Below are 24223 nucleotides of genomic sequence, written 5' to 3'. Positions count from 1 at the left end.
CGAGATACCTCCGCTGAGGATCTCGACCGCTGGCCGGCTGGATGCTCGTCGGCGACGCCAGCAGCGCGGCGGACACCGGCGCGGCCCTTCGTCCTCAGCGGCGAGGACATTGCGCCCTGCCGTTCCCCCGACGGCAAGAGGAAGAATCGAAAGCGCGAGAGCCGCGAGCGGGCCACCCCCACGATTCGGCAGCAGCGCTCTCGCCTCGAGCGGTGGCGGCGGCATGGGGCTCTTCCCCTCGTCCCCGGCCCCTCCGCTGCCGCCGCTCCCTGCGGAGAACACCGTCACGGCCGTCCGTTCCGCTTGTGCAGCAGCCAAGCGATGGCGGGCGCCAGTGACTCTTCCCGCGGAATCGTGGTGGATTCCCGACAGGACTGCGCGTACGCGCGCATGGCGGCCCGCAGAGGCCGAAGGTCACTTCGACCCGTGACGAACGCCCGGTGAACGGTCCGCCTCCTTCGCCGAAGCTGGGTGGCGTACGGCCGGCACCAGGGTGGTGTCGCAGCGGGACAGTCCCGCCGAGCCGACCGCCCGAAGGAGTCGCATTGCCCACTCGACCAGTGCCGGCCAACGACCGCGTTCCCGGGCACGGACCGCTGCTCGGCGTGCGGCGGCTGCTGACCAAGGAGACCGTCGGCGACCACGGGCGCACCCTGCACCAGATCGACGCGAACGCGTGGGAGTCGTTCTACCGCGACCGGTGGAGCTACGACCGCGTCGTGCGTTCGACGCACGGGGTGAACTGCACCGGTTCGTGCTCGTGGAACGTTTTCGTCAAGGACGGCCTGATCACCTGGGAGCACCAGGCGACCGACTACCCGGGCACCGGGCCGGACAGCCCCGACTACGAGCCGCGCGGCTGTCCCCGGGGTGCGTCGTTCTCCTGGTACGAGTACTCGCCGTCGCGGGTGCGCCATCCGTACGTGCGGGGTTCGCTGCTCACGATGTTCCGGGCCGGGCTCAGGCGGTTCGGCGACCCGGTCGCGGCCTGGGCGGACATTGTCGAGGACCCGCGCAAAGCCAAGGCCTACAAGGAACAGCGCGGCCGCGGCGGGTTTGTCCGCGCCACCTTCGACGAGGCGACGACGATGATCGCCGCCGCACACGTCTACACCACCAAGACCTTCGGGCCCGACCGCGTGGTCGGGTTCTCGCCGATCCCGGCGATGTCGATGGCGTCCTTCGCCGCGGGCACCCGCTACCACGCGCTGCTCGGTGCCACGCTGCTGTCGTTCTACGACTGGTACGCCGACCTGCCGGTCGCTTCGCCGCAGGTGTGGGGCGACCAGACCGACGTGCCCGAGGCGGGCGACTGGTGGAACTCCACCTACCTGGTCATGTGGGGCTCCAACATCCCGGTCACCCGCACCCCGGACGCGCATTTCCTCGCCGAGGCGCGCTACCGCGGCGCGAAGGTGGTCGCGGTCAGCCCGGACTATGCCGACAACGTCAAGTTCGCCGACGACTGGCTGGCTCCGCACCCGGGCACGGACGGGGCGCTGGCGATGGCCATGGGGCACGTCGTCCTCACCGAGTTCTTCCGCGACCGCCAGGTGCCCTACTTCGCCGACTACGTGCGGTCCAACACCGACCTGCCGTTCCTCGTGACGCTGCGGGAACGCGAGCCCGGCGTCTACGCCACCGACCGCTTCCTCACCGCCGCCGATCTCGGCGACGACGGCGAAGGAGCGCGGCACAAGACCGTCCTGCTCGACGACGCCACCGGAAACCCCCTGGTGCCCAACGGATCCCTGGGTTTCCGTTACGGCGCCGAGGGCGAAGGCCGCTGGAACCTCGACCTCGGCGACGTCGTGCCCGCGCTCGGCGTGCTCGGCCACGCCAGCGGCCAGGTCGCCGTCGACCTCGCCCGGTTCGACATCGGCGAGACCGAGGGCGGCGCCACCATGCGGCGCGGCGTGCCCGTCGTGCGGGTCGGAGAACACCTCGTCACCAGCGTCTTCGACCTGCTCATGGCCCAGTACGGCGTCCAGCGCGGCGACCTGCCGGGCGAGTGGCCCACCGGGTACGACGACGCCGACGCCCCGCACACCCCGGCCTGGCAAGAGCGGATCACCGGCGTGCCGGCGGCGCTGGCCGCCCGGATCGGGCGCGAACTGGCGCGCAACGCCGAACGCAGCCACGGCCGGTCGATGATCGCGCTCGGCGCGGGCGCGAACCAGTGGTTCCACTCGGACATGACCTACCGCGCGCTGATCGCACTGGTCACCCTCACCGGCTGCCAGGGCGTCAACGGCGGCGGCTGGGCGCACTACGTCGGGCAGGAGAAGGCCCGGCCGCTCACCGGGCAGCAGCACCTGAGCTTCGCCTTCGACTGGCAGCGCCCGATGCGCCACCAGGCCGCCACGCCGTTCTGGTACCTGCACACCGACCAGTGGCGCTACGAGAAGGTGCCCGCCGACGAGCTGGCTTCCCCGCTCGGCGAGGGCAGGCTGGCCGGGATGGCCTTCGCCGACACGGTCGCGGCCGCGCAGCGGATGGGCTGGTCGCCCGGCCACCCCGCGTTCGACCGCAACCCGCTCGACCTCGCCGACGAGGCCGCGGCCGCCGGAGTCAGCGCGGCCGAGCACATCGTCGGCGAACTGCGGGCGGGACGGCTGCACGCGGTCGCCGACGACCCCGACGACCCGGCGAACTTCCCGCGCTGCCTGACCCTGTGGCGGGCCAACCTGCTCGGCTCCTCGGGCAAGGGCAACGAGTTCTTCCTCAAGCACCTGCTCGGCGTGGATTCCCTCGCCTCGGCCGACGAATGCGGCACGGACGAACGCCCGCGCGACGTGAAGTGGCGGGACGACGCGCCGACCGGCAAGCTCGACCTGCTCACCACGGTCGACTTCCGGATGACCAACACCGGCCTGCACTCCGACCTCGTGCTGCCCGCCGCGACCTGGTACGAGAAGCACGACATCTCCACCACCGACATGCACCCCTTCGTGCACGCCTTCTCCCCCGCGGTCGAGCCGCCCGGGGAGGTGCGCACCGACTACGACGCGTTCCTCGCACTGGCGGACAAGGTCAGCGAGCTCGCGGTCGCCCATCTCGGCACTCGCCGCGACGTGCTGGCCGCGCCGCTGCAGCACGACACTCCCGACGAACTGGCCACGCCGTCCGGGCGGGTCCGGGACTGGGGCCGCGGCGAATGCGAGCCAGTGCCGGGCGTGACGATGCCGAAGCTGATCGAAATCGAGCGCGACTACACCCTCCTCGGGGCCAAGATGCGCGCGGTCGGCCCGCTGCTGGACAAACTCGGCACCACCACCAAGGGCATCACCGTCGACGTCGCCCCGGAACTGGAATACCTGCGCCGCCGCAACGGCGTCATCGCCGACGGCCCGCTCGCCGGTCGGCCGTCGCTGTCCACAGCGGACCGGATGTGCGAAGCGATCCTCGCGCTCTCCGGCACGACCAACGGCCGCGTCGCCCACGAAGGCTTCCTGCAGCTGGAAAAGCAGACCGGGCAGCAGTTCACCGACCTGGTCGAGGGCCACGAAACCGAGCACGTCACCTACGCGGCCACCCAACAGGCCCCACAGCCGGTGATCACGAGCCCGGAATGGTCCGGTTCGGAAAAGGGCGGCCGCCGCTATTCGCCGTTCACCATCAACGTCGAGCGCCGCAAGCCGTGGCACACGCTCACCGGACGGCAGCAGTTCTTCGTCGAACACGACTGGATCGCCGAACTCGGCGAGCACCTGCCCGGCTACCGGCCGCCGCTGAACATGGCCCGGCACTTCGGAAAGCCCGGCGACCTCGCCGACGGCGGCGTCACCGTCCGGTTCCTGACCCCGCACGCGAAATGGTCGGTCCACTCGATGTACCACGACAACGAACTGATGCTCGCCCTGTCGCGCGGCGGGCCGGTGCTCTGGATGAGCGTCGAGGACGCGGCGAAGATCGGCGTCGCCGACAACGACTGGGTCGAAGCGGTCAACCGCAACGGCGTGATCGCCGCCCGGGCCGTGGTCAGCCACCGGATGCCCGAGGGCACGGTGTTCCAGTACCACTCGCCCGAGCGCACGGTGAACGTCCCGAAGACCGAAAAAACCGGCCGCGGCAAGGGAAAACGCGGCGGCTACCACAACTCGATGACCCGGCTGCTGATCAAGCCCACGCATCTCGCCGGCGGGCACGCCCAGCTGACCTACGCCTTCAACTACTACGGACCGATCGGCAGCCAGCGCGACGAAATCACCGTCGTGCGGCGGCGCAGCCAGGAAGTGGAGTACTGACATGCGCATCCGCGCTCAAGTGGCGATGGTGATGAACCTCGACAAGTGCATCGGCTGCCACACCTGCTCGGTCACCTGCAAGCAGACCTGGACCAATCGCGAGGGCACCGAGTACGTCTGGTTCAACAACGTCGAGACCAAACCCGGCATCGGCTACCCGAAGCACTACGAGGACCAGGAACGCTGGAAAGGCGGCTGGAAGCTCGACGCCAAGGGCAGGCTGGTCCTCCGCTCCGGCGGCCGGGCGAAGCGGCTGTCGCGGATCTTCGCCAACCCGGACCTGCCGTCGCTCGAGGACTATTACGAACCCGCCACCTTCGACAAGGACATCCTCCTCGACGCGCCGGCCGGGTCGGCCGACACGCCGGTCAAGCAGCCGCGTTCGGCGCTCACCGGCGAGCCCATGCGCCTGGAGTGGGGCGCCAACTGGGAGGACGGTCTCGGCGGCGCGCCCGAACGGGCCGGAACCGACCCGAACATCGCGGCCATGGACCCCGAGGCCGCCGCGCGGGTGAAGTTCGAGTTCGAGAAGACGTTCATGTTCCACCTGCCGCGGATCTGCGAGCACTGCCTGAACCCGGCGTGCGTTTCCGCCTGTCCCTCGGGCGCGATGTACAAGCGCGAGGAGGACGGGATCGTCCTGGTCGACCAGGACCGGTGCCGCGGCTGGCGGATGTGCGTGAGCGCGTGCCCGTACAAGAAGGTCTACGTCAACCACGCCACCGGCAAAGCGGAGAAGTGCACCTTCTGCTTCCCGCGGATCGAAGCGGGCCAGCCGACCATCTGCTCCGAAACCTGCGTCGGCAGGCTGCGCTATCTCGGGCTGGTCTTCTACGACGAGGACGCGGTACTGGCCGCGGCCTCGGTGGAGGACGAGCACGAGCTGCTCGCCGCGCAGCGGGCGGTGTTCCTCGATCCGCACGACCCCGAAACGTTGCGGCTGGCGTATGAAGCGGGCCTGCCGGAGGAATGGGTGCTCGCCACGCAGGCGTCGCCGGTGTGGCGGCTGATCAGCGAGTACCGGATCGCGTTGCCGCTGCATCCGGAGTATCGCACGCTGCCGATGGTCTGGTACGTGCCGCCGCTGTCCCCGGTGCTCGACGCGGTCGGGGCCGCCGGACGCGACGACACCGACGCCGACGACGTTTTCCACACCATCCGCGACCTCCGGATCCCGGTGGAGTACCTGGCGGAGCTGTTCACCGCAGGCGACTCCGAGGCGGTGGCCGGAGTGCTGATGAAGCTCGCCGCAATGCGCTCCTACATGCGGGCACGCACCCTCGACGGCACTGTTGCCGAGGAACTGTGCGAGGCCGTGGGAATGCCGGGCGAGCAGATCGAAGCGATGTACCGGCTCCTGGCCATCGCCAAGTACGACGAGCGCTACGTCGTGCCCGCGGCCTACGACAAGGACGCCGCGGCCCTCGAAGCGCAGGCAGCGTCCACTTCGGACTGCTCGCTCGACTGCACGGGCGGGCCGGGGATGACCGAACCGGCAGCCACCGCCGAGCGATTCCACCTCGTGTCCGAAGACGAGCGAGTCCGTCCAGGGCGCCGCGGCCTCCTCAGCCGTCGCTCCGACGGCAGGCTCGGGCTGACCATCGACCCGGCGGGAGGCACGGCATGACGGTCGATCCGGCGGACCGGACCCGGTTGTTCGACCTCGCCTCGGTCCTGCTCGCCTATCCCGACGCCCGGCTGTTCTCCGCGGCGGACGAACTCCGCGAGACGGTCGCGGCGATCGCCCACCCCGAGGTCCGCGACCGGATGACGGGATTCCTCGACTGGTTGCTCACCACTGAGACGCTTGCCGTCGAGACCCATTACGTGCGCACGTTCGACCTGCGGCGGCGCAGCGGGCTGTACCTGACCTACTATCTGCACGGCGACACCCGCAAACGCGGCATCGCTTTGCTCACGCTCAAACAGCGCTACCGCGCGCACGGCCTGCGCCTGGCCGAGGGCGAACTGCCCGACCTCCTGCCGGTGGTCCTGGAATTCGCCGCCGCCGCGGGTCCCGGAGACGGCGAGGCCCCGCTGCGCCAGCACCGGCGCGGCCTGGAATTGCTGCGCTGCGCGCTCGAAGAGGCCGGTTCGCCGTACCGGCACGTCCTCGACGCCGTCGTCGCCGCGCTGCCGCCGCTGACCCCGGACGACCGGGCGGCGGTCGCCGCGCTCGCCGTCGACGGCCCGCCGGTGGAATCGGTCGGGCTGGCGGCTTACGGAGCCGATGTCGACGCGATCGGCTTCGGCCCCGAACTCAACTCTGGCTCGTGTCCTTCCCTGGAGAGTGCCCCGTGACCACGTTCGTCTGGATCGTGCTGCCCTACGCCTGCCTGGCGGTGTTCGTGCTCGGCCACGTCTGGCGGTGGCGCCACGACCAGTTCGGCTGGACGACGCACACCAGCCAGTTGCTGGAAAGCCGCATTCTGCGGTGGGCCTCTCCGCTGTTTCACCTCGGCGCGTTCGGCGTGATCGTGGGACACGCGGGCGGCCTGCTGGTGCCGTCGTCACTGACGAGCGCGATCGGTGTCCCCGAAGGGCTGTACCACGCCGTCGCGGTGTGGGGCGGCACGCTCTCCGGGCTCGTGCTGGTCGCCGGGCTGGTGCTGCTGATCGCACGCCGCGTGGTCAACGGCCGGGTGCGCCGCGCCACGACCACAATGGACAAAGTCCTGTACGTCGCGCTCGCCGCGATGGTGGTGCTCGGCATGACCGCGACGGTCGGCGTCAACCTGTTCGGACACGGCTACGACTATCGCGAGACCATCGCCGTCTGGTTCCGCAGCATCTTCTGGTTCTCCCCGCAGAGCCACCTGATGATCGACGCCCCGCTGGTCTACCAGATGCACGCGGTCGGCGGATTCCTTTTGCTCGCGCTGTGGCCGTTCACGCGGCTGGTGCACGTGTGGTCGGCGCCGCTGGCCTACCTGTGGCGGCCGTACGTCGTCTACCGCGCCCGTCGCGGCGCGCCGCCTGCACCGCAACCGGCTCCGGCCGTCGTGCGAGACCGGGCGACCGAAGAGAGGCAAACCCTTGCCTGAACCGACGGTCGCCGATGTGGTCGTCCGGCTGCCGAAAACCTTGCCCGCCAAGGCTTCCGTCGTCGAAGCCAGGGCTTGTTTCGCCGACGACCACGTCCACATGCTCCTGTTCACCGAGTCCGGCCGACTCCTGGGCACGCTCGTTCGCGAAGACCTGGACGAAACCGCATCCGGCCCCGCCCTGCGGTACGCCCGGCTGACGGGCCGGACCGTCTCCGCCGACCTGCCCGCCGAGGACGCGCGCCAGCTCCTGCTCCGTCGCGGGCAGCGGAGACTCGCCGTCGTCGACCACGACGGCGCACTGCTCGGACTGCTGTGCCTCAAACGCCACCGCACCGGATTCTGCAGCGACGCCGACGTCGCCGCGCGGGCCGCGGAGCCTCTGCGGTGACCGCACCGACGACGCGCCGCAAGGCTCCCGTCGTTCCGCCGCAGCACGGAGCCTGGGGATTTCTCGGCCTGCCGCTTCTGCTCGGAGTCGCGGCAGGCGGCTGGTCCGCCTGGCTGATCCCGTTCGCGGTGGCCTGGGTGTCCGCCCATCCGGCGGGCTGGGCCGTGACCGGGCTGCTCACCGCACGACGGCCCAGCCGGTTCCGCCGGGCCGCGCTGCTGTGGACTCCGGTGTGCGTAACAGCGGGCGCGGTCGTGCTCAGCGCGCGTCCCTGGCTGATCTGGGCGCTGCTCGGCTATCTGACGCTATTCGGAGTCAACCTCGGGTTCGCGCGAGCGCGCCGCGAACGGTCGATGGCCAACGAGCTCGTCCTGATCGCCGAGTGCGCGCTGCTGGTTCCGGTCGTGGCCGGAGTGGCCGCCGGGAGCCAGCCCTGGGCAGCCATGACCGCCGCGCCGGTGCTCGCCGCCGCGGCGCTCGCCGCCGTCGCTCTCATCGGCTCCACGCTGCACGTGAAGTCGCTGATCCGCGAGCGCGCCAATCCCGCGTATACCGCCGCAGCGCGCGCTTTCTCGCTCGCCGCCGTCGTCGCGACGCTCGCGCTCGCGATAGCCACCGGCTGGTGGTGGCCGGTGGCCGCGTTCGTGCTGCTCGCCGCTCGCGCCGCCTGGTGGCACGACCCGTCGTGGCGGCCGTCGCGGATCGGGATGGTCGAGCTCGCCGGACTGGTTTCCGTTGCCACTGCGGGATTTCTCACCTTCTAGTCCGGAGTGGACGGTGAGGACCTTCGGCCCCCGCCCGGGGAAATTCGGCTCTGCTGCCGATCCCCGCCGGAGCCGGAAACTGGACGGGCCCTCGCCGACCGGCGGGCGCTCGCACGACACGAATGAGGCGTCGATGACCTCGACACAGGACCGCCCGGCCGGAGCCGGCAGACCCGCGCTGATGCTGACCCTCGCGACCGCCGGGTTCGCGCTCAACTTCTGGGCCTGGGCACTGCTCAGCCCGCTCGGCCCGCTGTTCAAGGACTCCTTGAAGCTGACCGCGTTCGAACAGGCCCTGATGGTCGCCGTCCCGGTCGTGGTCGGCTCGCTCGGCCGGATCCCGGTCGGCGCGCTCACCGACCGCTACGGCGGCCGGATCATGTTCCCGGTGCTCTCGGCCCTGACCGCGCTGCCGGTGCTGTTCCTCGGCCTCGCCGGGCGTTCGTCGCTGCTCGCGCTCCTGATCGGCGGCTTCTTCCTCGGCCTCGGCGGCACGTCGTTCGCGATCGGCGTCCCGTTCGTCAACGCCTGGTTCCCGCCCGAGCGGCGCGGACTCGCGATCGGCATCTTCGGCGCGGGCATGGGCGGCACCGCGATCAGCGCGCTGACGACCGTCCCGCTGGTCAGGGCCGGAAGCGTCGCGACCCCGTTCCTGATCACCGCGGCCGTCCTCGTCGCTTACGCGATCCTCGCCGCCGTCCTGCTGCGCGACGCACCCGACCGCACGGTCCCGACGGAACCGCTGGCCCAGCGGATGCGCCAGACCCTCCGGCTCGCGGTGACCTGGCAGGCCTCGGCACTGTACGCGATCGCTTTCGGCGGCTACGTCGCGTTTTCGGTCTACCTCCCGGCCTACCTCAAGACCGGTTACGGACTGGCCCAGAGCGACGCCGCCAACCGGATGGCCGGTTTCGTCCTCTTCGCCGTGGTGATGCGCCCGATCGGCGGCTGGCTTTCGGACCGCTTCGGCCCCGTGCGCGTGCTCGTCGGCGTGTTCGGCGCTGTCGCGGCGTGCGCCGCAGTACAAGCGTTCAGTCCCGGCCTGATGCCGCTCGGCACAATGGCATTCCTGGCAATGGCCGCGGCCCTCGGAGCGGGGAGCGGCGCAGTGTTCGCGATGGTCGCCATGCTCGTCCCGGCGAACAAGGTCGGTTCGGTGACCGGAGTCGTCGGAGCTGCCGGAGGCCTGGGCGGCTTCATTCCGCCGCTGGTGATGGGAGCGCTCTACGGCGGCCTCGGCTCGTATGCGCTCGGCCTTGCCGCACTCGCGCTGGTCGCCGCCGCAGCCCTCGCGTTCACCGCAACGGTGGCGAAGCGGTCGTTGCAGCAGCACTTCCGTGTGGAGAAGGCCGGTGTGTGAGTACTGCGGCTGCCAGGCTGTGCCCGCGATCGCAGAACTGACCCGGGAGCACGACGAGGCGGTCGCGTTGATCAGCCGCACCCGCACCGCGCACGGCGCGAACGACGTCGCAGCGATGGCAAACCTCGCCCGCCGGATCGCCGAAGTCCTCGGTCCACACACGACAGTCGAAGAGCAAGGCCTTTTCCCAGCGCTGCACGACGAGTTCCCGGACCACCTCGCGGCGCTGGCTGATCAGCACCGGCAGATCGAGCACGTGCTCGGCGAGGCCGCCGACGGGACACCTGCCGACCCGGCGTGGCCCGCGCGGCTGATGGCCACGCTGCACCTGCTGCGCGAACACATCCTCGCCGAGCAGGACGGCGTCTTCCCCGCCGCGCTCAGCCGGCTCGACCCGGCCCAGTGGGAGGCCGTCGACGCGGTACGCCGAAACATCGAAGCCGGGTTCTCGACGCAGTACAGGGCGTGTCCAGGCTAGGGGCAGGCATAGCTGCGGGGAGAGGCGACGCTGATGCTGGCCGCCGGAGTGGACATGAAGGTGATCCAGCACATCCTCTGCGCACCCCGCCCGCGCCTCTCGGGCTCACACCAGACCACAATGGACAGTCCCGCACCGGAAGACCCGCTCCCGGACAGCACAAAACCCCAGGTCACCGAGCCCGGTGACCTGGGGTTCGAGAGTGGGCCGCCAGGGATTCGAACCCTGAACCCGCCGGGTAAAAGCCGGCTGCTCTGCGCGATTGAGCTAACGGCCTGAGCTGGGTGCTGCCCGTCGAGGGTTCGAACCTCGGTTTCCGCGTCCAGAGCGCGGCGTCCTGCCAGTTGGACGAACGGGCATCGGCTCCCGGTCCAGGAGTCGAACCTGGGCCAGCGGATCCAAAGTCCGCTGTCCTGCCTGCTACACCAACCGGGAACGACGGTTGCCGAAGTCGGATGCCCGCGGGTCGAACGCGGTGTCTCCTGGCCCCGAACCAGGCGGGGTCGCCACTGCCCCTCGCATCCGGCGGAAAGCCCCGGCGCCCCCTCGGCGCCGGGCCCGTACCCCTGCCAGGACTTGAACCTGGGGCCTCCGCATTCGTAGTGCGGCGCTCTGTCCGACTGAGCTACAGGGGTGTGCGTCCGGCGCCAAGGCACCGGACCGCGAGCGGCCGGAGGGCATCGAACCCTCTGCTTCGGTTTGGAAGACCGACGTGTCCGCCGAGTTCACCACGACCGCAGGAAGCGCCCTGGGCTCGGGCGCGGTGGTGAAGGAGGGAGTCGAACCCTCATTGCCGCGAAGGGCGCCCGGGTTACAGCCGGGTGGGGCTGCCACCGCCCCGTCTTCACCGTGCGGGTCCGGCGGCGGTTGGCTGCCGGACCCGGCGCTCGTCCTGGCCGCGGGTGAGGCGACGGGGACGAGTCTCGGAAATGTCTTGCTTCGCTGTGCAGTTGTCAAAGAACCGCCGCCCGGAAATCGGCAGCAGCAGTTGTGAAAAAATGCGAATTGATTGCGCGAAGCCGCCCTGACAAGAGAAGCCGCCCGGATCGGTTTCCCGATGGGCGGCTCCCTGTGCGTGCAGCGATTGCTGCGTCAGGTCAGGGAGCGGATACCGCCCAGGATTCCGCCTTTGCGGCTGATGTGGCGCTGGTGGAGCGGCGCACGCTGGACAGCGCGGAGGGCGGCCGGATACTGGCCTCGCATCTCCCGCGTCCGCATGTTCGTCATGTCCGCTCCTTCATCCGCTGTGGTGGAATCATCTTCACCTACCGCGAAGGCATGCGTCAATCTTATTTTCCGCAGAACAGTTTCCAGCCGGTCTTTCCGAAGAAGAAGGGTTGTGCTGTAATGGGCGAGTGCACTTCAACCCTTACGGTGGCGCGGGCGCGCAAGTAGCCGCCGACCTGGCGACCCTTGCCCAGCGCGACGACGTCACGGCCGCCGAGGTGCGGGCCGCGGGGCAGGCTCGCGACATGGTGCTGCCGCGCATCACCGCGGACGAGGCGGGGCGGATTCTCGCGTGGGGGCGGCGACTGCATCAGGTGTTCGTCGCGGAGACGACCGGTGCGCGGATCGATCTGCTCAACGAGTTGCTCGCCGTCGCCGCGTGTCGGCCGAATATCGCCAGTCACGACGGGAAAGCGCCGCATCTGCACTACTCCAGCGAGGGCGCGGGGGTGGTCGAGCGGTTCTACGCCTACACGGCGGGCGGGCTCGCGCATCTGGTGTGCGAGGAGCCGCACCGCCTCGGCGTGTGTGCGCGTGAGGGGTGCGGCGTCGCGTTCGTGGACACGTCGCGCAACGGACGCCGACGGTTCTGCTCCACTCGCTGCGGCACACGGGTCAACGTTGCCGACCATCGCGCACGGCAGCTCGCGGGCTAGGCCACAGATGAGGCGGCAGCCGCGCCGACTGCTCGCTGCGGCACGCGAGCCGACGTGGCCGACCATCGCGCGCGCCAACTTGCGAGCTAGACCGCCGATCAATGAGCACCCGCGGCGAACGCGGACTAGACCACCCGTCAGTCAGCAACCGCCTCGAACGACTGCAGTTCCGGGTACTTCGGCGCGATCGTGTCGCCGGAGGACTCGCCGCGCAGGCGTCGGCCGATCCACGGCAGCGCGTGTTCCCTGCCCCAGCGAAGGTTTGCCGCGCGCTGTTCCCGGGTGGACAGGCGGGGGCGCGGTCCCAGTGCGGCGTGCGTGAGGCTGTGCTGCACGCCCAGCGCGTCGAGGACGGCGATGGCGATTTCGGTGTGCCCGGCGGCATTCAAGTGCAGCCGGTCCGGGGACCACATGCGACGGTCGCGCAGCTGGCGCATCGACCACATGTCCACGAGCAGCGTCTCGTGCCGCGCCGCGATGCCGCGGACGTGTTCGTTGTAGATCGCGACCCGCCCGCGGATCTGGCGGAACAGCGCGTCCTCGACGCCGTCGACGCCGGTGAACAGCAGCACCTGCGCGCCGGCCGCGCGGAAGCGGGCCACGGCGCGTTCGTAGGAGTCGGCGAGGCTGTCGATGTCGACGCGCGGCCGCATCAGGTCGTTGCCGCCCGCGTAGACGGTGACGAGGTCCGGCTTCATCGCCAGTGCCGGTTCGATCTGCTCGTTCAGTACCTGCGGCAGGAGCTTCCCGCGCACCGCCAGATTGGCGTACTGGAATCCCGGCTCACCGGCGGCCAGCACCTCGGCGACCCGGTCGGCCCAGCCGCGCACCCCGTTGCGCGCGGACGGATCGTCGTCCCCGACGCCTTCGGTGAACGAGTCGCCAATACAGACTAAGCGGTTGGTCATTGCCTCAGTTTAGGCCCGGCTCCCCCGCCCTGGTCACGGCGCCCGCGGACAGCAGCGTAGCTCCCGCGAGACCGCCCCAGAGCGCGCCAGGCCCGAGCGGAGCGAGTGCGGTGAGCACTGCCGGGGAGACCGCGAGTCCGATGCCGGTCGACAGTTCGAAGCGGGCGGCCGCCTGCCCGAGCAGGCGTGCAGGTGCGAGGGCCAGGACGAAGGCGGTGGCGCTGCCTGCGTAGATGATCTCGCCGATGGTGCAGACCACCGAGACCGCGGCGATCGCCGGTGCCGCCCAGCCGGATCCGAGCAGGGTCGCGGCGAGGAAACCGAGGTAGGACACCGTCAGCACGATTCCGCCGGTCGCTAGTGCGGTTCGCCGGGAGATCCGCGAGAGCAGGACGGTGACCGGCACTTGCAGGGCGACCACGAGCACCGTGTTGGCCACGAAGATCGCTGCCGACCACACTGGGGACGCGTGCAGATACGCGGTCAGCACCAGCGGTAACGCGATTTCCGGGACGTTGAGGCAGAACGCGTAGACGACGTTCGCGCCCAGCAGCGCGCCCATCCGCGGCGCACGCTCGAGGGTCGGCTCCGCCGTGACGGCCGGGGCGCGCAGGCGCACTGACCAAGCCAAGCCTGCGGCGACCAGGTACGCGATTCCGGTGCCGATCGCCATGGTGCGCAACGCATCCGAGCCGCCTGTCAGGCAAGCAGTCGCGAGCAACGCGCCGATGCCGAGCGCTGCGTTGCGGAGGGAACGGCCGGCGGCGAGGGCGGCGTCGCGTTCCCGGTCGGCGGCGAGCGTCGCGACGAGCGCAGCGTGCGCTGCTGGCCAAGCCTGGTTGCCTGCGGAGAGAAGGATCGCCGCGCCAACGAACGGCCACATCTCCCCCGTCGGCGCGGCCAGCAGGATCGCGACGCCGAGTGCGCGCACCAGCATCGAAGCGGCCACCACGGTGGTGCGCGCACCGCGATCGAGCCACCGTCCCACGAACGGCATGCAGCCGAGCCCGACGAGCACGCCTGCGGTCATGGCCGCGCCGGTCGCGGGCGCGGACAAGCCCAGCACGGTCACGCCGTAGATCAGGAGAAACGGGCGCAACAGGCCGGTGCCGAGCGCGTCGACGGCCATGGCGGCCGCGTAGCGCGGGCCGCCGGAGACGCGGATCAGCGCGCTCGGCCGGATCTTGGTGGTCATGGCGCTCGACAGTGCCGCGCGAGCCTCGGGCGGAGCACGCCGATTCGCAGTTTCCGTCAACCGGCGAAGTCCCGGACCGCTCGATCGGCGACGCTGGTGCGGTGCCGTTGAGGATCGACATCGCCGGACTGCCGGCCGAGCAGGTGCGGTTCGCCGCGTCGCCGCTCGCGGAGCTGACCGCGATGCTGCACGTGCTCGCCGAACCGGGCCATCATCCGCGGCTCGCCGCGTGGGCGGGCGAGGTTTGGGCCGGTCTGCGTCCCGAACTGGCCGAACGCGTGCGAGAGGCGGATTCCCTGTGGCGGTCCTCGCAAGCCGACTTCCTGTTGCCCGGACGTCCGCGCCCGGCTCTCGCCGAGGAGCTGGCTGACGTCGACGCGATCGACGACGAAACCTATGCGACCGCGGCGCTCGTCTCGACCTGCGGCAGCACCCGGATCGCGACCCGTTCTCCGCTCACCGACCCAGCATCGCGCGAACGCGCCCTCGACCTCGCCCAAGCGCGCGGCCCTCGCCAGGAAGCGTTCGCCGAAAGCCTCCTGACAGATCCCGCGGCCACGCGCGCCCGGATCCGCGACACCCTCGAGCAATGCGCCGAAGCGTTCTTCGACAGTGCTTGGGCCGGGCTGGAACCACAGCTCTCCGCAGATCTGCGGCGCAAGCAGGATCTATTGCGGCACAAGGGAATCCGCGCGGCGCTCGATGCGGTGTCCAGTGCGGTCGCCTTGTCGGAAGACGGCTGCCGCATCGTCGTGGACAAGCTGCAGGACAAAGCGACCGCCGCCCGGGAAAGCGTCACCTTCATTCCCAGTGTCTTCGGCAGTCCGCACCTGGTCGTGGTGCACGCGGCGGGCTGGCGGCCGGTGGTGCAGTATCCGGTCGCCGACATCGCTCCGGTGCCGCTGGAGACCGTTGAACTGCGGCTCGACGCGCTCGCGCATCCGGTGCGGCTGCGCCTGGTCCGCACACTGGCGCGCAGCCCGCACACCACCAGCGAGCTGGCGCACAACTGGGATCTGTCCGCGCCGGAGGTGTCCCGGCATCTCGCGGTCCTGCGCCGCGCGGGCCTGCTCACCACGAAGAGACAGGGCCGGTACGTGCGCTATTCGCTCGACTTGCCGCAGTTGTCCTCGCTCGGCACCGATCTGCTGGCCGCCGTGCTGCGCTGACTCAGGTGCGGAGGCCGTCGAAGAGGATCGCGATGGTGCGGTCCCGCAGCGCGCGGTCGGACCCGACGTGCTCGGCGGCCTTCGCGGTGCCGATGATCACCGGGATCAGTTCGGTGGTGGTGACGTCGCGCCGCACCGCGCCGCTGTCCTGGGCGCGGCGCAGGAGCACGCCGAGGGATTCGCGCAGCCGCTCCCCGATCACCGAACCCGTGCTGGGGACGCACACCCCGGCCGCGGTGAGTGCTTCGAAGTAGGCGTTTTTGGCGCTGGACATCTCGATCCAGCTGGTGAGGAAGGTGAAGAACGCGGCCCCGGCGTCCTCGGCGTTCTGCGCGACGACGGCGTCGGCCTCGTCGACGAACCGGTGCAGCCGCGCGTAGAGCACGGCTTCCAGGAGTGCTTCTTTTGTGGGGAAGTGCCGGAACACCGTGCCGATGCCGACGCCGGCCTCGCGCGCGACCTCTTCGGTCGGCGCACCGGTGCCCTTGGCCGCGAAGACCGTCTCGGCGGCTTCGAGCACCTTCGCGCGGTTTCGCCGCGCGTCGGCGCGCAGCGGTTTGTCCTCCGTCACGGCTGTGATGGTAGTCGCGCGTGCTGGCCGCGCGGCGCCCGATACTGGTCCGTCCGGCGTGCCGCAGGGGCGGAAACAACCCGTCCGGAGCAGGCGTCAGGAATCGTCAAACCTCTGCCAGTCGTTCACACTGTAGTGTGACGACCGTCACGAGAGGTGCACGACCATGACTCTAGGCGACAACGAGGTCACCCAGTCAGTCCAAGCGTCGACCGGCGACCGGCGGGTGCAGGTACGCCGGGCGGCCCTGGCCGGGTCGATCGGAACCACCATCGAGTGGTACGACTTCTTCCTCTACAACACCGCCGCCGCGTTGGTCTTTCCCCATCTGTTCTTCCCCGCGTCGTCGGCCTACGCCGGGGTGATGCAGTCGTTCGCGACCTACGCGGTCGGTTTCGCGGCCCGCCCGGTCGGCGCGGCGATCTTCGGCCATTGGGGCGACCGGCTCGGCCGCAAGGCGACGCTCATCGTGACGCTCCTGCTGATGGGCCTTTCCTCGGCCGTGGTCGGCCTGCTTCCCGGCGCGGCGACCATCGGCATCGCCGCCCCGTTGATCCTCGTCCTGCTGCGCCTGGTGCAGGGCATCGCGATCGGCGGCGAGTGGAGCGGTTCGGTGCTGCTGGCCATGGAATGGGGCGACCAGCGACGACGCGGCCTGCTGGCGAGTTTCGCGCAAGTCGGCGTCCCGGTCGGGCTCGTGCTGGGCACCGGCGGGATGACCCTGCTGTCGGCGACGCTGTCTCCGGAAGCTTTTTCCTCGTGGGGCTGGCGGATCCCGTTCCTGCTGAGCCTGGTGCTGGTGGCGATCGGCCTGGTCATCCGGCTGCGAATTCTGGAAACGCCGATGTTCGCCGCGGCGGTCGCGGCCAAGCGCACGTCGAAAGCCCCGGTGAAGGACGTGGTCCGGCACCACTGGCGGGAAATCCTGTTGTCGGCCGGGTTGCGCTTCAGCGAGCAGATGCCGTTCTACCTGTTCACCAGTTACGTCCTGGTCTATGTCGTGCAGCGACCGGAGTTCAGCAAAACGTTCGTGCTCAACGCGGTCCTGGTCGGGGCCGCGGCGGAACTGGTGCTGATCCCGCTGTTTTCCCAGTTCTCCGACCGGATCGGGCGCAAACAGGTGTACCTGACCGGCGCGGTGCTGACCGGGGTGATCGCGTTCCCGTACTTCACGGTCCTGACCCACAGCGGGCACGGGATGATCTTCCTCGCCGTCATCGTGTCCCTTGTCGCGCACTCGATGCAGTACGGCCCGCAGGCGGCGCTGATCGGCGAGAGTTTCCCGACGCATCTGCGCTACGGCGGGGCGGGGCTGGGATATCAGCTGGCGTCGGTGTTCGCGGGCGGTCCCGCGCCGCTGCTGGCGACCTGGTTGCTGCACACCACCGGCACGCCGTACTCGATCTCGATTTACATCGTCGCGTCGGTCGTGGTGACCGTGGCGTGCGTGATCGCGCTGCATGATCGCTCGAAGGCCAACATCGACGACGTCGGCGTGTACGCGCGCTGACCAGAGCCGCGTAGTCCGGACGTCACCGGACTACGCGGTAACGGAGGTGGGTGACGCCGCGGCCTTCGAGCCGCCGCACGGGTTCGAGTTCGACGCGGCCGAGCCCGGTCGGTTCGAACAGCCGCCGTCCCGCGCCCAGCAGTACCGGAATCAGGTGCAGTTCGATCTCGTCGAGCTGGTCCGCGGCCAGGAGTGCCTGCGCCGCGCCCGCGCCGTGGACCAGCACGGGCCGCTCCCCCGCTTTGGCGCGGGCTTCGTCGGCGCACGCGTTGACGTCGGTGTAGAACTTCGCGCTGCCCGGCGGCACGTCGCCCGGGTCGACATGGTGGGTGAGCACGTGGATCGGGACGCCGTCGTGGTGGTCGCCGTGCCACCGGTTGGCCAGCTCGAACGTGCGGCGTCCGGAGATCACCGCGCCGGTCGCGGAGGCCTCGGCGTACACCTGCCCGTTGATCCCCTCCTCCGCCCGGTCGTCGAGCCAGTCGAACAACCGGAATCCGTCGCGGCCGAACTCCTGGCCGGGCCGGTCGTCCGGACCGGCGATGTATCCGTCGACGGACACGGACATGTACAGCCGCACTGGGGTTCTGCTCATTTCCCGATCTCCTTTTCGAGGAAGTCGACGATGGTCATGCCGTCGGCGTGGTGAGCGGGCCACTGGACGAGTTCGATCCGGCGGGCGGCCAGCGCGGCGAGCGTGTCGGCCATCGACTCGACCTGCACGACCAGGTGGCTCACGCCGGTGCCCGTCTCGTAACCGATCGCCGGGTAGAACGCCAGCGACCGATCGAGGTCGGTCACCCGCAGTCCTAGGTGCAATGTCCGCATTACGGTGCCTCCGTCGCGCCTGGCCTTGCGGTGAGCCGCTCTCACCAGTGCGTCGAACGCGCCACGCCGGATTCGACAACCGGGGGCGAGATTCTTTTCCGGCGGCAGGCACAGAAAAAAGGGACTGCCACCCCGAAAATCGGAGTGGCAGCCCCTGTGTGTGACGTGATCAGCGCTGCGGCGGCGGTCCGCCCTGCGGTCCGCCGAACGGGCCTTGCTGCGGGAACGGTCCGCTGCCCGGTCCGGGGCCCTGCGGTCCGCCGAACTGCTGCGGCGGCGGGCCCTGGTACGGCCCGCCCTGCGGCGGCCCGGCCGGGGGCTGCGGCTGCGGCAGCGACTGCTGCTGCTGAGCAGGCGGCGGCGCACTCGGCTGCGGGCGCTCCGGCGGTGCGGGCGGCTCTTCCTCCTGCACCGGCTCGGGAGCCTCCCGCTTCGCCGGAGCCCCGCCGATCGCCCGGCGCGACTCGCCCGAGGACGCGCCCAGCGGGCCCTCTACTTCCTTGCGCGCCACCGCTTCCGCGGCGGCGACCGCCTCGGCGACCTTCGGGTCGCTGGTGGTGTCGAACCAGCCGGCGACCTCGTCGTCGTCGAGGTCCGGCTTGGCGGGCGTGTCGTCCTTGGGCGGTTCGTACCGGAACACGCCGTCGTCGCCCGGGGCGCCGAGTGCGCGGGCGAAGCCTTCGAGGGCCTTGCCGTAGTCGCTCGGGATCATCCAGACCTTGTTGGCGTCGCCCTGCGCCATCTGCGGCAGGGTCTGCAGGTACTGGTAGGCAAGGACTTCCGGCGTCGGGCGGCCGGCCTTGATCGCGGCGAACACCTTCTCGATCGCCTTCGCCTGGCCCTGTGCCTGGAGGTAGCGGGCGGCTCGTTCACCCTGCGCGCGCAGGATCCGCGACTGCCGTTCCGCCTCGGCGGCGAGGATCGCGGCCTGCTTCTGGCCTTCCGCGGCGAGGATCTGGCTCTGCTTCTGGCCTTCGGCCGTCTTGATCGACGATTCCCGCTGGCCTTCGGCGGTGAGGATCATCGCGCGCTTCTCCCGGTCGGCGCGCATCTGCTTCTCCATCGAGTCCTGGATGGAGGCGGGCGGCTCGATCGCCTTCAGCTCGACGCGGGCGACGCGGATGCCCCAGCGGCCGGTGGCCTCGTCGAGCACGCCGCGCAGCTGGGTGTTGATCGAGTCGCGGGAGGTCAGCGTCTCTTCCAGGCTCATGCCGCCGACCACGTTGCGGAGCGTGGTGGTGGTGAGCTGCTCGACGCCGATGATGTAGTTCGAGATCTCGTAGACGGCCGCGCGCGAGTCGGTGACCTGGAAGTACACGACGGTGTCGATGTTCACCGTCAGGTTGTCCTCGGTGATCACCGGCTGCGGCGGGAACGACACGACCTGCTCGCGCAGGTCGATCCGCGCGCGCACCTTGTCCAGGAACGGGACGAGGAAGGTCAGGCCGGGCGAAGCGACCGTGCGGAACCGGCCGAGCCGCTCGATCACCGCCGACTGGGCCTGTGGCACCACCATGATCGCCTTGACCACCGTGATGATGACGAACAGAGCCAGCAGTGCGACCACGACGATCGCTATTGTCGACAAGAGCGTTTCCCCTTACCTAGTACCGTTTTTCCTCGGACGGAACCTCACGAGACGATGTCCACCACGGCCGTGGCGCCGGAGATCTCGACGACCGTGACGCTGGTGCCCGGAGCGATCGGCGGCTGCGATTCGTGCACGGCGCGCGCCGACCACACCTCGCCGCCGATTTTCACCTGGCCGGCATCGTAGTCCACAGTGGACACCACGACGGCCCGGGCTCCGACCAGCGCGTCGATGCCGGTGGGGATGGCCGACCCGGCCAGGAAGCGGCGTTTGAGCGCCGGGCGGGCGAGCGCGAGCAGCCCGACCGAGCTGACCGCGAAGACGGCGACGTCGATGTAGATGTTGCCGGTCAGCGCCTCCGAGCCGGCTCCGAGCAGCGCGCCGACGCCGAGCATGATCAGCACGAAGTCCCCGGAGATCACCTCCGCGATCATCAGGACGATGCCGATGATCAGCCAGATCAGAGCCGCTGCCATGCCCTCATGCTCTCAGATCGCGTCGTTTCGCACCGGGCAAACTACTCGACGTGACCGACGCGTGACCTTGGATTTTTCCGGCATACCGGACACTACGGAGCGTCGTCACCCGGTTCGGTCACGAAGTCGATGAGCCGTTCCACCGCGCCGATCAGCGGCGTTTCGAGATCGCGGAAGCTGCGCACCCCGGCGAGCACACGCTGCCATCCCTCGTACGGTTCGCCCCAGCCGAGCGCGTCGCAGATGCCGGTCTTCCACTCGACGCCGCGCGGGATCTCCGGCCAGGCGCGGATGCCGACCGACGCGGGTTTCACCGCCTGCCAGACGTCGATGTACGGGTGGCCGGTGACCAGCACCTGCTCGTCGCGGATCTGCCCGACCAGCCGGGATTCCTTGCTGCCCGCGACGAGATGGTCGACCAGGACGCCGAGCCTGCGGCCGGGTCCGGTGCCGAATTCGGCGATCCGGTCGGCGAGCACGTCGACGCCGTCGAGCGGTTCCACGACGACGCCCTCGACGCGCAGGTCGTGTCCCCAGACGCGTTCGACCAGTTCGGCGTCGTGCTTGCCCTCGACCCAGATCCGGGAATCGCGCGCGACCCGGGCCTGCAGCCCCTGCACGCGGACCGAGCCGGACGCGGAAACCTGCCGCGCGGGGGCGGCGGTCTTCTTGACCGGCACGAGCGTGACCGGTTTGCCTTCGAGCAGGAACGCGGCGGGCGCGAGCGGGAACACCCGGTGGCGGCCCTTGGCGTCCTCGAGGACGACGTTGCCGTATTCGATCTTCACCACCGCGCCGCAGTACCCGCTGGCCGGGTCTTCGACCACGAGCCCTGGTTCGGCCGGGACCTCCGGCACTTTCCGCTTGCGGGGGCCGGACAGCACGTCGTGATAGCGCACGGTCGGGCACGTTATCGGCGCAGCGCCGGGGCGTCCCGCCGCCACGCCGGGGACGGGCGGCCGATGCGCCGGCTTGACGTGGAGCGCGCTCCAGCTCCTAGCGTCGGCGACGTCAGCCGTCGAGGTGCCGCCCGGGTCCGCCGGGCAGGAGGAGCAACCGCATGATCACCCGAACCACGCTCGGCTCGTCCGGTCTTCGCGTCAGCGCGATGGGACTGGGGTGCATGGGGATGAGCGAGAGCTACGGCGCCTCCGACTGGGACGGCGGCCTCGCGACCATCGACCGGGCCCTGGAGCTGGGCGTCACGTTCCTGGACACCGCCGACGCCTACGGTGCCGGGCACAACGAGGTGTTGGTGGGCCGCGCCGTCCACGGCCGCCGGGACCAGGTGCAGCTGGCCACGAAGTTCGGCATCGACCGCAGCGCCGGCGACCGCGCGCGGCGCATCCGCGGCGCCCGGGACTTCGTGCTGCGCTCGTGCGACGCGTCGTTGCTGCGGCTGGGCGTCGACGTGATCGACCTGTACTACGCGCACCGCCCGCCCCAGGACGTGGAGATCGAAGAGACCGTCGGGGCGATGGCCGAACTGGTCCAGGCGGGCAAGGTCCGGCATCTGGGCCTGTCCGAGGTCGACGGCGAGCTGCTGCGCCGGGCGCACGCGGTGCATCCGATCGCCGCGGTGCAGAGCGAGTACTCGCTGTGGACGCGCGACGTCGAGGCGGTCACCCCGGTGATGGCCGAGCTGGGAGTCGGGCTGGTGCCGTACTCGCCACTGGGGCGGGGGTTCCTGACCGGGGCCCTGGACCGCTCCGCGTTGGGCGAGAAGGACTTCCGGCGCACCAATCCCCGCTTCGCCGGCGAGGAGGGCGACGCCAACGAGAAGATCGCGCAGACCGTGCGCGAGGTGGCCGACCGGCTGGGCGCCACGCCGGCTCAGGTGGCGCTGGCCTGGGTGTATGCCCAGGCCGAGCGGCTCGGGGTGGCGGTGGCGGCGATTCCAGGCACCCGCAGCCCGGCCCGGCTGGAGCAGAACGCGGCCGCGCTGGAGATCGTTCTGGACGCCGAGGCGCTGGCCGCGCTGGAGCCGCTGAGCGACCAGGTCAAGGGCGAGCGCTACACCCCCGCGCACACCGCTGAGGTCGCCCGGGGCTAGCCGCTTGGTCGCGAGGGTTCAGCCCGGCAGGAGTCTTCGGGTCGGACGGTCCGGCTCAGCGAGCCATCCGCAGCACCGCGTCCGTGAACGGCGTCGGTCCGCCGCGGCGGAGCGGGCCCATCGCGACCAGCGGGGCGAGCGCGACGCACCAGGCGCGGACCCGGTCGCCGTCGAGGTGCGGGAGCTCGGCGATCCCGTCCTCGACGGCGCCGCCGTGGGCCATCGGCAGCACCGCCCAGTCGACGGCGTCGAAAGCTGGATCGCCGACGCACGGGCGCGGGTCGATCGCGACCGCGCCGCGTTCCGGTCCGGCGTCCAGGACGTTGCCGGGGTGCAGGTCACCGTGCACGAGGGCGATCGGGCCGCTGGCCGCCAGTTTCTCGGACCGGGCGAGGCCGGTGCGCAGCGCTTCCAGCGGCAGGTGCGCTTCGGCCGGGGATCCGGCGAGGCGTTGCTCGGCGAGGCCGAACATGAAGCGGACGCGTTCGAGCTGGGTCGGGAACGGCCCGGCGGCGGGGACGCCGTGCACGTCGGCGAGCAGTTCGCCGATCTGGTCCCAGGGGACGTCGGCGCCGCGTCCGGTGAACGTGTCGCCGGGTTCGAGTCCTTCGAGCAGGACGGCGCCGTGGTCGAGGTCGGCGTCGAGGATCTGCACGACCCGCGACAGCCCGGCCCAGGAGCCCAGAGCGGTCGCCTCGGCGGTCGCGATCGCGCGGTCCGGGCAGAGTTTGAGCACCTTCAGCGCGCCCTCGCCGTCGCGGCAGAGCAGGGTGCGGCCGGTGTTGCCGGGCCGGGCCTCGGAGACGGTGAGGCCCCACTGGCGGCAGAGCCGGTCGACCAGTGCGGGCAGCGCGTCGCACCAGGCTTCGGCGACGGGGCCGAACCGGGTGACGAGGCGGGCGCGGGCGTCCGCGTCCATCAGGGCGGTGTCCATGGATTCCGCCATCAGAACAGCGGCCAGGGGATCGCGCGCCAGTCGTCGCCGGGCTCGGGGAACACCGCCTCGGCGAGCAGGTAGTCGGTGCGCTGCGAGAGCGCCCGGATCTCGAAGGCGGTCAGGTGTTCGCCGAGTTCCGCGCCGAGGCGGCCGTCGAGGTCCGCGCGGAGCTTCCGCAGTTTCTCGACGGCGTCCTCGGGCAGGTCCTCGCCGATCCAGCCCCACAGCACGGTGCGCAGCTTCGGGTCGGTGTGCAGGCAGATGCCGTGGTCCACGCCGTAGACCCGGCCGTCGGTGCCGGCCAGCAGGTGCCCGCCCTTGCGGTCGGTGTTGTTGACGACGATGTCGAGGACCGCGAGTTCGCGCAGGTCCGGGTGGTCGGCGTGAACGAGCACCGCCGGTTCGCCGAGCCGGTCGTGCGCGTGCAGCACGGTGCGCCAGCCTTCGGGGACCTCGTCGGGCGCGCAGACGTCGACCACTTCGGCGTCCTCGTCGGTCTCGACCCACAGCTGGACCATGCCGGGCCCGAACGGGCCGTCGCGCAGCACGGTCGGCGGGATCGTGCCGAGGCCGCAGGCGTCGGAGATCATCGCGGTCGCGACCTCGCGGCCGGCCAGCGTGCCGTCCGGGAAGTCCCACAGCGGCCGCTCCCCCGACACCGGCTTGTACACGACGCGGCCGGTGACGCCGTCGAGTTCGATCGCGCAGAACAGCGTCACGTTGGAGGCGTCGACGAGCCTGCCTTCGACGTCGATGCGCCCGCGGGAGACGAAATCGCGGGCGGCGGGGTCGGCAGGTCCTGGCGCGGTGCTCGCCAC

The 24223-nt window shown here is 70.6% G+C and carries 23 protein-coding genes and 6 tRNA genes; 13 read left to right on the top strand and 16 right to left on the bottom strand.

Features of this window, described 5'->3' with window-relative positions; all coding sequences use genetic code 11:
• The first annotated feature begins 545 nt into the window (after positions 1-545).
• The 8 genes from PUT80_RS01645 (at position 546) to PUT80_RS01610 (ending at position 10284) form a co-directional block, all read left to right on the top strand.
• Positions 546-4247, top strand: coding sequence for a nitrate reductase subunit alpha (locus tag PUT80_RS01645; RefSeq protein WP_275290835.1), 3702 nt, complete (start codon positions 546-548; stop codon positions 4245-4247).
• A gap of 1 nt (position 4248) precedes the next feature.
• Positions 4249-5874 carry a nitrate reductase subunit beta gene (gene narH, locus PUT80_RS01640; protein ID WP_275290834.1) on the top strand — a complete coding sequence of 542 codons (1626 nt, stop codon included), beginning with the start codon at positions 4249-4251 and terminating at the stop codon, positions 5872-5874.
• The gene (gene narJ, locus PUT80_RS01635) at positions 5871-6548 is read left to right on the top strand and encodes a nitrate reductase molybdenum cofactor assembly chaperone (RefSeq protein WP_275290833.1); all 678 of its coding nucleotides are present in this window, start codon (positions 5871-5873) and stop codon (positions 6546-6548) included. The genes narH and narJ overlap by 4 nt, the downstream gene beginning before the upstream one ends.
• On the top strand, positions 6545-7291 hold the full coding sequence (narI, locus tag PUT80_RS01630; RefSeq protein WP_275290832.1) for a respiratory nitrate reductase subunit gamma: 747 nt from the start codon (positions 6545-6547) through the stop codon (positions 7289-7291). Before narJ ends, narI begins: the two co-directional genes overlap by 4 nt.
• The gene (locus PUT80_RS01625) at positions 7284-7682 is read left to right on the top strand and encodes a CBS domain-containing protein (RefSeq protein ID WP_275290831.1); all 399 of its coding nucleotides are present in this window, start codon (positions 7284-7286) and stop codon (positions 7680-7682) included. The genes narI and PUT80_RS01625 overlap by 8 nt, the downstream gene beginning before the upstream one ends.
• On the top strand, positions 7679-8446 hold the full coding sequence (locus tag PUT80_RS01620) for a YwiC-like family protein (RefSeq protein ID WP_275290830.1): 768 nt from the start codon (positions 7679-7681) through the stop codon (positions 8444-8446). The genes PUT80_RS01625 and PUT80_RS01620 overlap by 4 nt, the downstream gene beginning before the upstream one ends.
• Before the next feature lie 133 nt (positions 8447-8579).
• Positions 8580-9806 carry an MFS transporter gene (locus PUT80_RS01615; RefSeq protein WP_275290829.1) on the top strand — a complete coding sequence of 409 codons (1227 nt, stop codon included), beginning with the start codon at positions 8580-8582 and terminating at the stop codon, positions 9804-9806.
• Between the two features lie 19 nt (positions 9807-9825).
• Complete coding sequence (locus PUT80_RS01610) at positions 9826-10284, top strand: hemerythrin domain-containing protein (protein ID WP_238606261.1); 459 nt, start codon at positions 9826-9828, stop codon at positions 10282-10284.
• Positions 10285-10487: 203 nt separating this feature from the next.
• On the opposite strand, the gene PUT80_RS01605 is transcribed toward PUT80_RS01610, so the two are convergent.
• From PUT80_RS01605 to PUT80_RS01580, 6 genes are all read right to left on the bottom strand, one after another.
• Positions 10488-10560, bottom strand: a tRNA-Lys gene (locus PUT80_RS01605).
• An 11-nt stretch (positions 10561-10571) separates the two neighbouring features.
• Positions 10572-10643: transfer RNA gene (locus PUT80_RS01600), tRNA-Gln, on the bottom strand.
• A 4-nt stretch (positions 10644-10647) separates the two neighbouring features.
• Positions 10648-10719 (bottom strand) — tRNA-Gln (locus PUT80_RS01595).
• Between the two features lie 126 nt (positions 10720-10845).
• Positions 10846-10919 (bottom strand) — tRNA-Arg (locus PUT80_RS01590).
• A 30-nt stretch (positions 10920-10949) separates the two neighbouring features.
• A tRNA-Gly gene (locus PUT80_RS01585) sits at positions 10950-11022 on the bottom strand.
• Positions 11023-11048: 26 nt separating this feature from the next.
• A tRNA-Tyr gene (locus tag PUT80_RS01580) sits at positions 11049-11133 on the bottom strand.
• A 222-nt stretch (positions 11134-11355) separates the two neighbouring features.
• Here PUT80_RS01580 and PUT80_RS01575 point away from each other — a divergent pair.
• On the top strand, positions 11356-11679 hold the full coding sequence (locus PUT80_RS01575) for a hypothetical protein (protein WP_275290828.1): 324 nt from the start codon (positions 11356-11358) through the stop codon (positions 11677-11679).
• Positions 11640-12167: a CGNR zinc finger domain-containing protein gene (locus tag PUT80_RS01570; protein WP_275290827.1), complete on the top strand. Its 528-nt coding sequence runs from the start codon at positions 11640-11642 to the stop codon at positions 12165-12167. The genes PUT80_RS01575 and PUT80_RS01570 overlap by 40 nt, the downstream gene beginning before the upstream one ends.
• A 137-nt stretch (positions 12168-12304) precedes the next feature.
• On the opposite strand, the gene PUT80_RS01565 is transcribed toward PUT80_RS01570, so the two are convergent.
• Both PUT80_RS01565 and PUT80_RS01560 read right to left on the bottom strand, forming a co-directional pair.
• Positions 12305-13075 carry an SGNH/GDSL hydrolase family protein gene (locus tag PUT80_RS01565; protein ID WP_037806006.1) on the bottom strand — a complete coding sequence of 257 codons (771 nt, stop codon included), beginning with the start codon at positions 13073-13075 and terminating at the stop codon, positions 12305-12307.
• Between the two features lie 4 nt (positions 13076-13079).
• On the bottom strand, positions 13080-14270 hold the full coding sequence (locus PUT80_RS01560; RefSeq protein WP_275290826.1) for an MFS transporter: 1191 nt from the start codon (positions 14268-14270) through the stop codon (positions 13080-13082).
• Between the two features lie 101 nt (positions 14271-14371).
• Here PUT80_RS01560 and PUT80_RS01555 point away from each other — a divergent pair, with 101 nt between their 5' ends.
• The gene (locus PUT80_RS01555; RefSeq protein ID WP_275290825.1) at positions 14372-15439 is read left to right on the top strand and encodes a DUF5937 family protein; all 1068 of its coding nucleotides are present in this window, start codon (positions 14372-14374) and stop codon (positions 15437-15439) included.
• Between the two features lies 1 nt (position 15440).
• On the opposite strand, the gene PUT80_RS01550 is transcribed toward PUT80_RS01555, so the two are convergent.
• A complete protein-coding gene (locus PUT80_RS01550; protein WP_238606060.1) occupies positions 15441-16010 on the bottom strand; it encodes a TetR/AcrR family transcriptional regulator in 570 nt (189 codons plus the stop codon).
• A gap of 166 nt (positions 16011-16176) precedes the next feature.
• On the opposite strand from PUT80_RS01550, the gene PUT80_RS01545 reads away from it, so the two are divergent.
• On the top strand, positions 16177-17520 hold the full coding sequence (locus PUT80_RS01545; protein WP_275290824.1) for an MFS transporter: 1344 nt from the start codon (positions 16177-16179) through the stop codon (positions 17518-17520).
• Between the two features lie 22 nt (positions 17521-17542).
• On the opposite strand, the gene PUT80_RS01540 is transcribed toward PUT80_RS01545, so the two are convergent.
• From PUT80_RS01540 to PUT80_RS01520, 5 genes are all read right to left on the bottom strand, one after another.
• Positions 17543-18115 carry a dihydrofolate reductase family protein gene (locus tag PUT80_RS01540; RefSeq protein ID WP_275290823.1) on the bottom strand — a complete coding sequence of 191 codons (573 nt, stop codon included), beginning with the start codon at positions 18113-18115 and terminating at the stop codon, positions 17543-17545.
• Positions 18112-18321: a hypothetical protein gene (locus tag PUT80_RS01535; protein ID WP_275290822.1), complete on the bottom strand. Its 210-nt coding sequence runs from the start codon at positions 18319-18321 to the stop codon at positions 18112-18114. Before PUT80_RS01535 ends, PUT80_RS01540 begins: the two co-directional genes overlap by 4 nt.
• 196 nt (positions 18322-18517) lie before the next feature.
• Positions 18518-19927, bottom strand: a complete 1410-nt coding sequence (locus PUT80_RS01530) for an SPFH domain-containing protein (RefSeq protein WP_134661838.1) — start codon at positions 19925-19927, stop codon at positions 18518-18520.
• Between the two features lie 53 nt (positions 19928-19980).
• A complete protein-coding gene (locus tag PUT80_RS01525) occupies positions 19981-20415 on the bottom strand; it encodes an NfeD family protein (protein ID WP_037805993.1) in 435 nt (144 codons plus the stop codon).
• Between the two features lie 92 nt (positions 20416-20507).
• Positions 20508-21314 carry a DUF3097 domain-containing protein gene (locus PUT80_RS01520; protein ID WP_037805991.1) on the bottom strand — a complete coding sequence of 269 codons (807 nt, stop codon included), beginning with the start codon at positions 21312-21314 and terminating at the stop codon, positions 20508-20510.
• 161 nt (positions 21315-21475) lie between these two features.
• On the opposite strand from PUT80_RS01520, the gene PUT80_RS01515 reads away from it, so the two are divergent.
• On the top strand, positions 21476-22468 hold the full coding sequence (locus PUT80_RS01515; RefSeq protein WP_275290821.1) for an aldo/keto reductase: 993 nt from the start codon (positions 21476-21478) through the stop codon (positions 22466-22468).
• Between the two features lie 55 nt (positions 22469-22523).
• On the opposite strand, the gene PUT80_RS01510 is transcribed toward PUT80_RS01515, so the two are convergent.
• Positions 22524-23402, bottom strand: a complete 879-nt coding sequence (locus PUT80_RS01510; RefSeq protein ID WP_275290820.1) for a phosphotransferase — start codon at positions 23400-23402, stop codon at positions 22524-22526.
• 11 nt (positions 23403-23413) lie between these two features.
• On the bottom strand, positions 23414-24223 hold the full coding sequence (locus tag PUT80_RS01505; protein ID WP_275290819.1) for an SCO1664 family protein: 810 nt from the start codon (positions 24221-24223) through the stop codon (positions 23414-23416).

It is taken from the genome of Amycolatopsis sp. La24 (assembly GCF_029087445.1).
In the GTDB taxonomy this organism is placed as follows: Bacteria; Actinomycetota; Actinomycetes; order Mycobacteriales; family Pseudonocardiaceae; genus Amycolatopsis; species Amycolatopsis nivea.
This window is presented reverse-complemented; position numbering and strand designations above follow the sequence as displayed.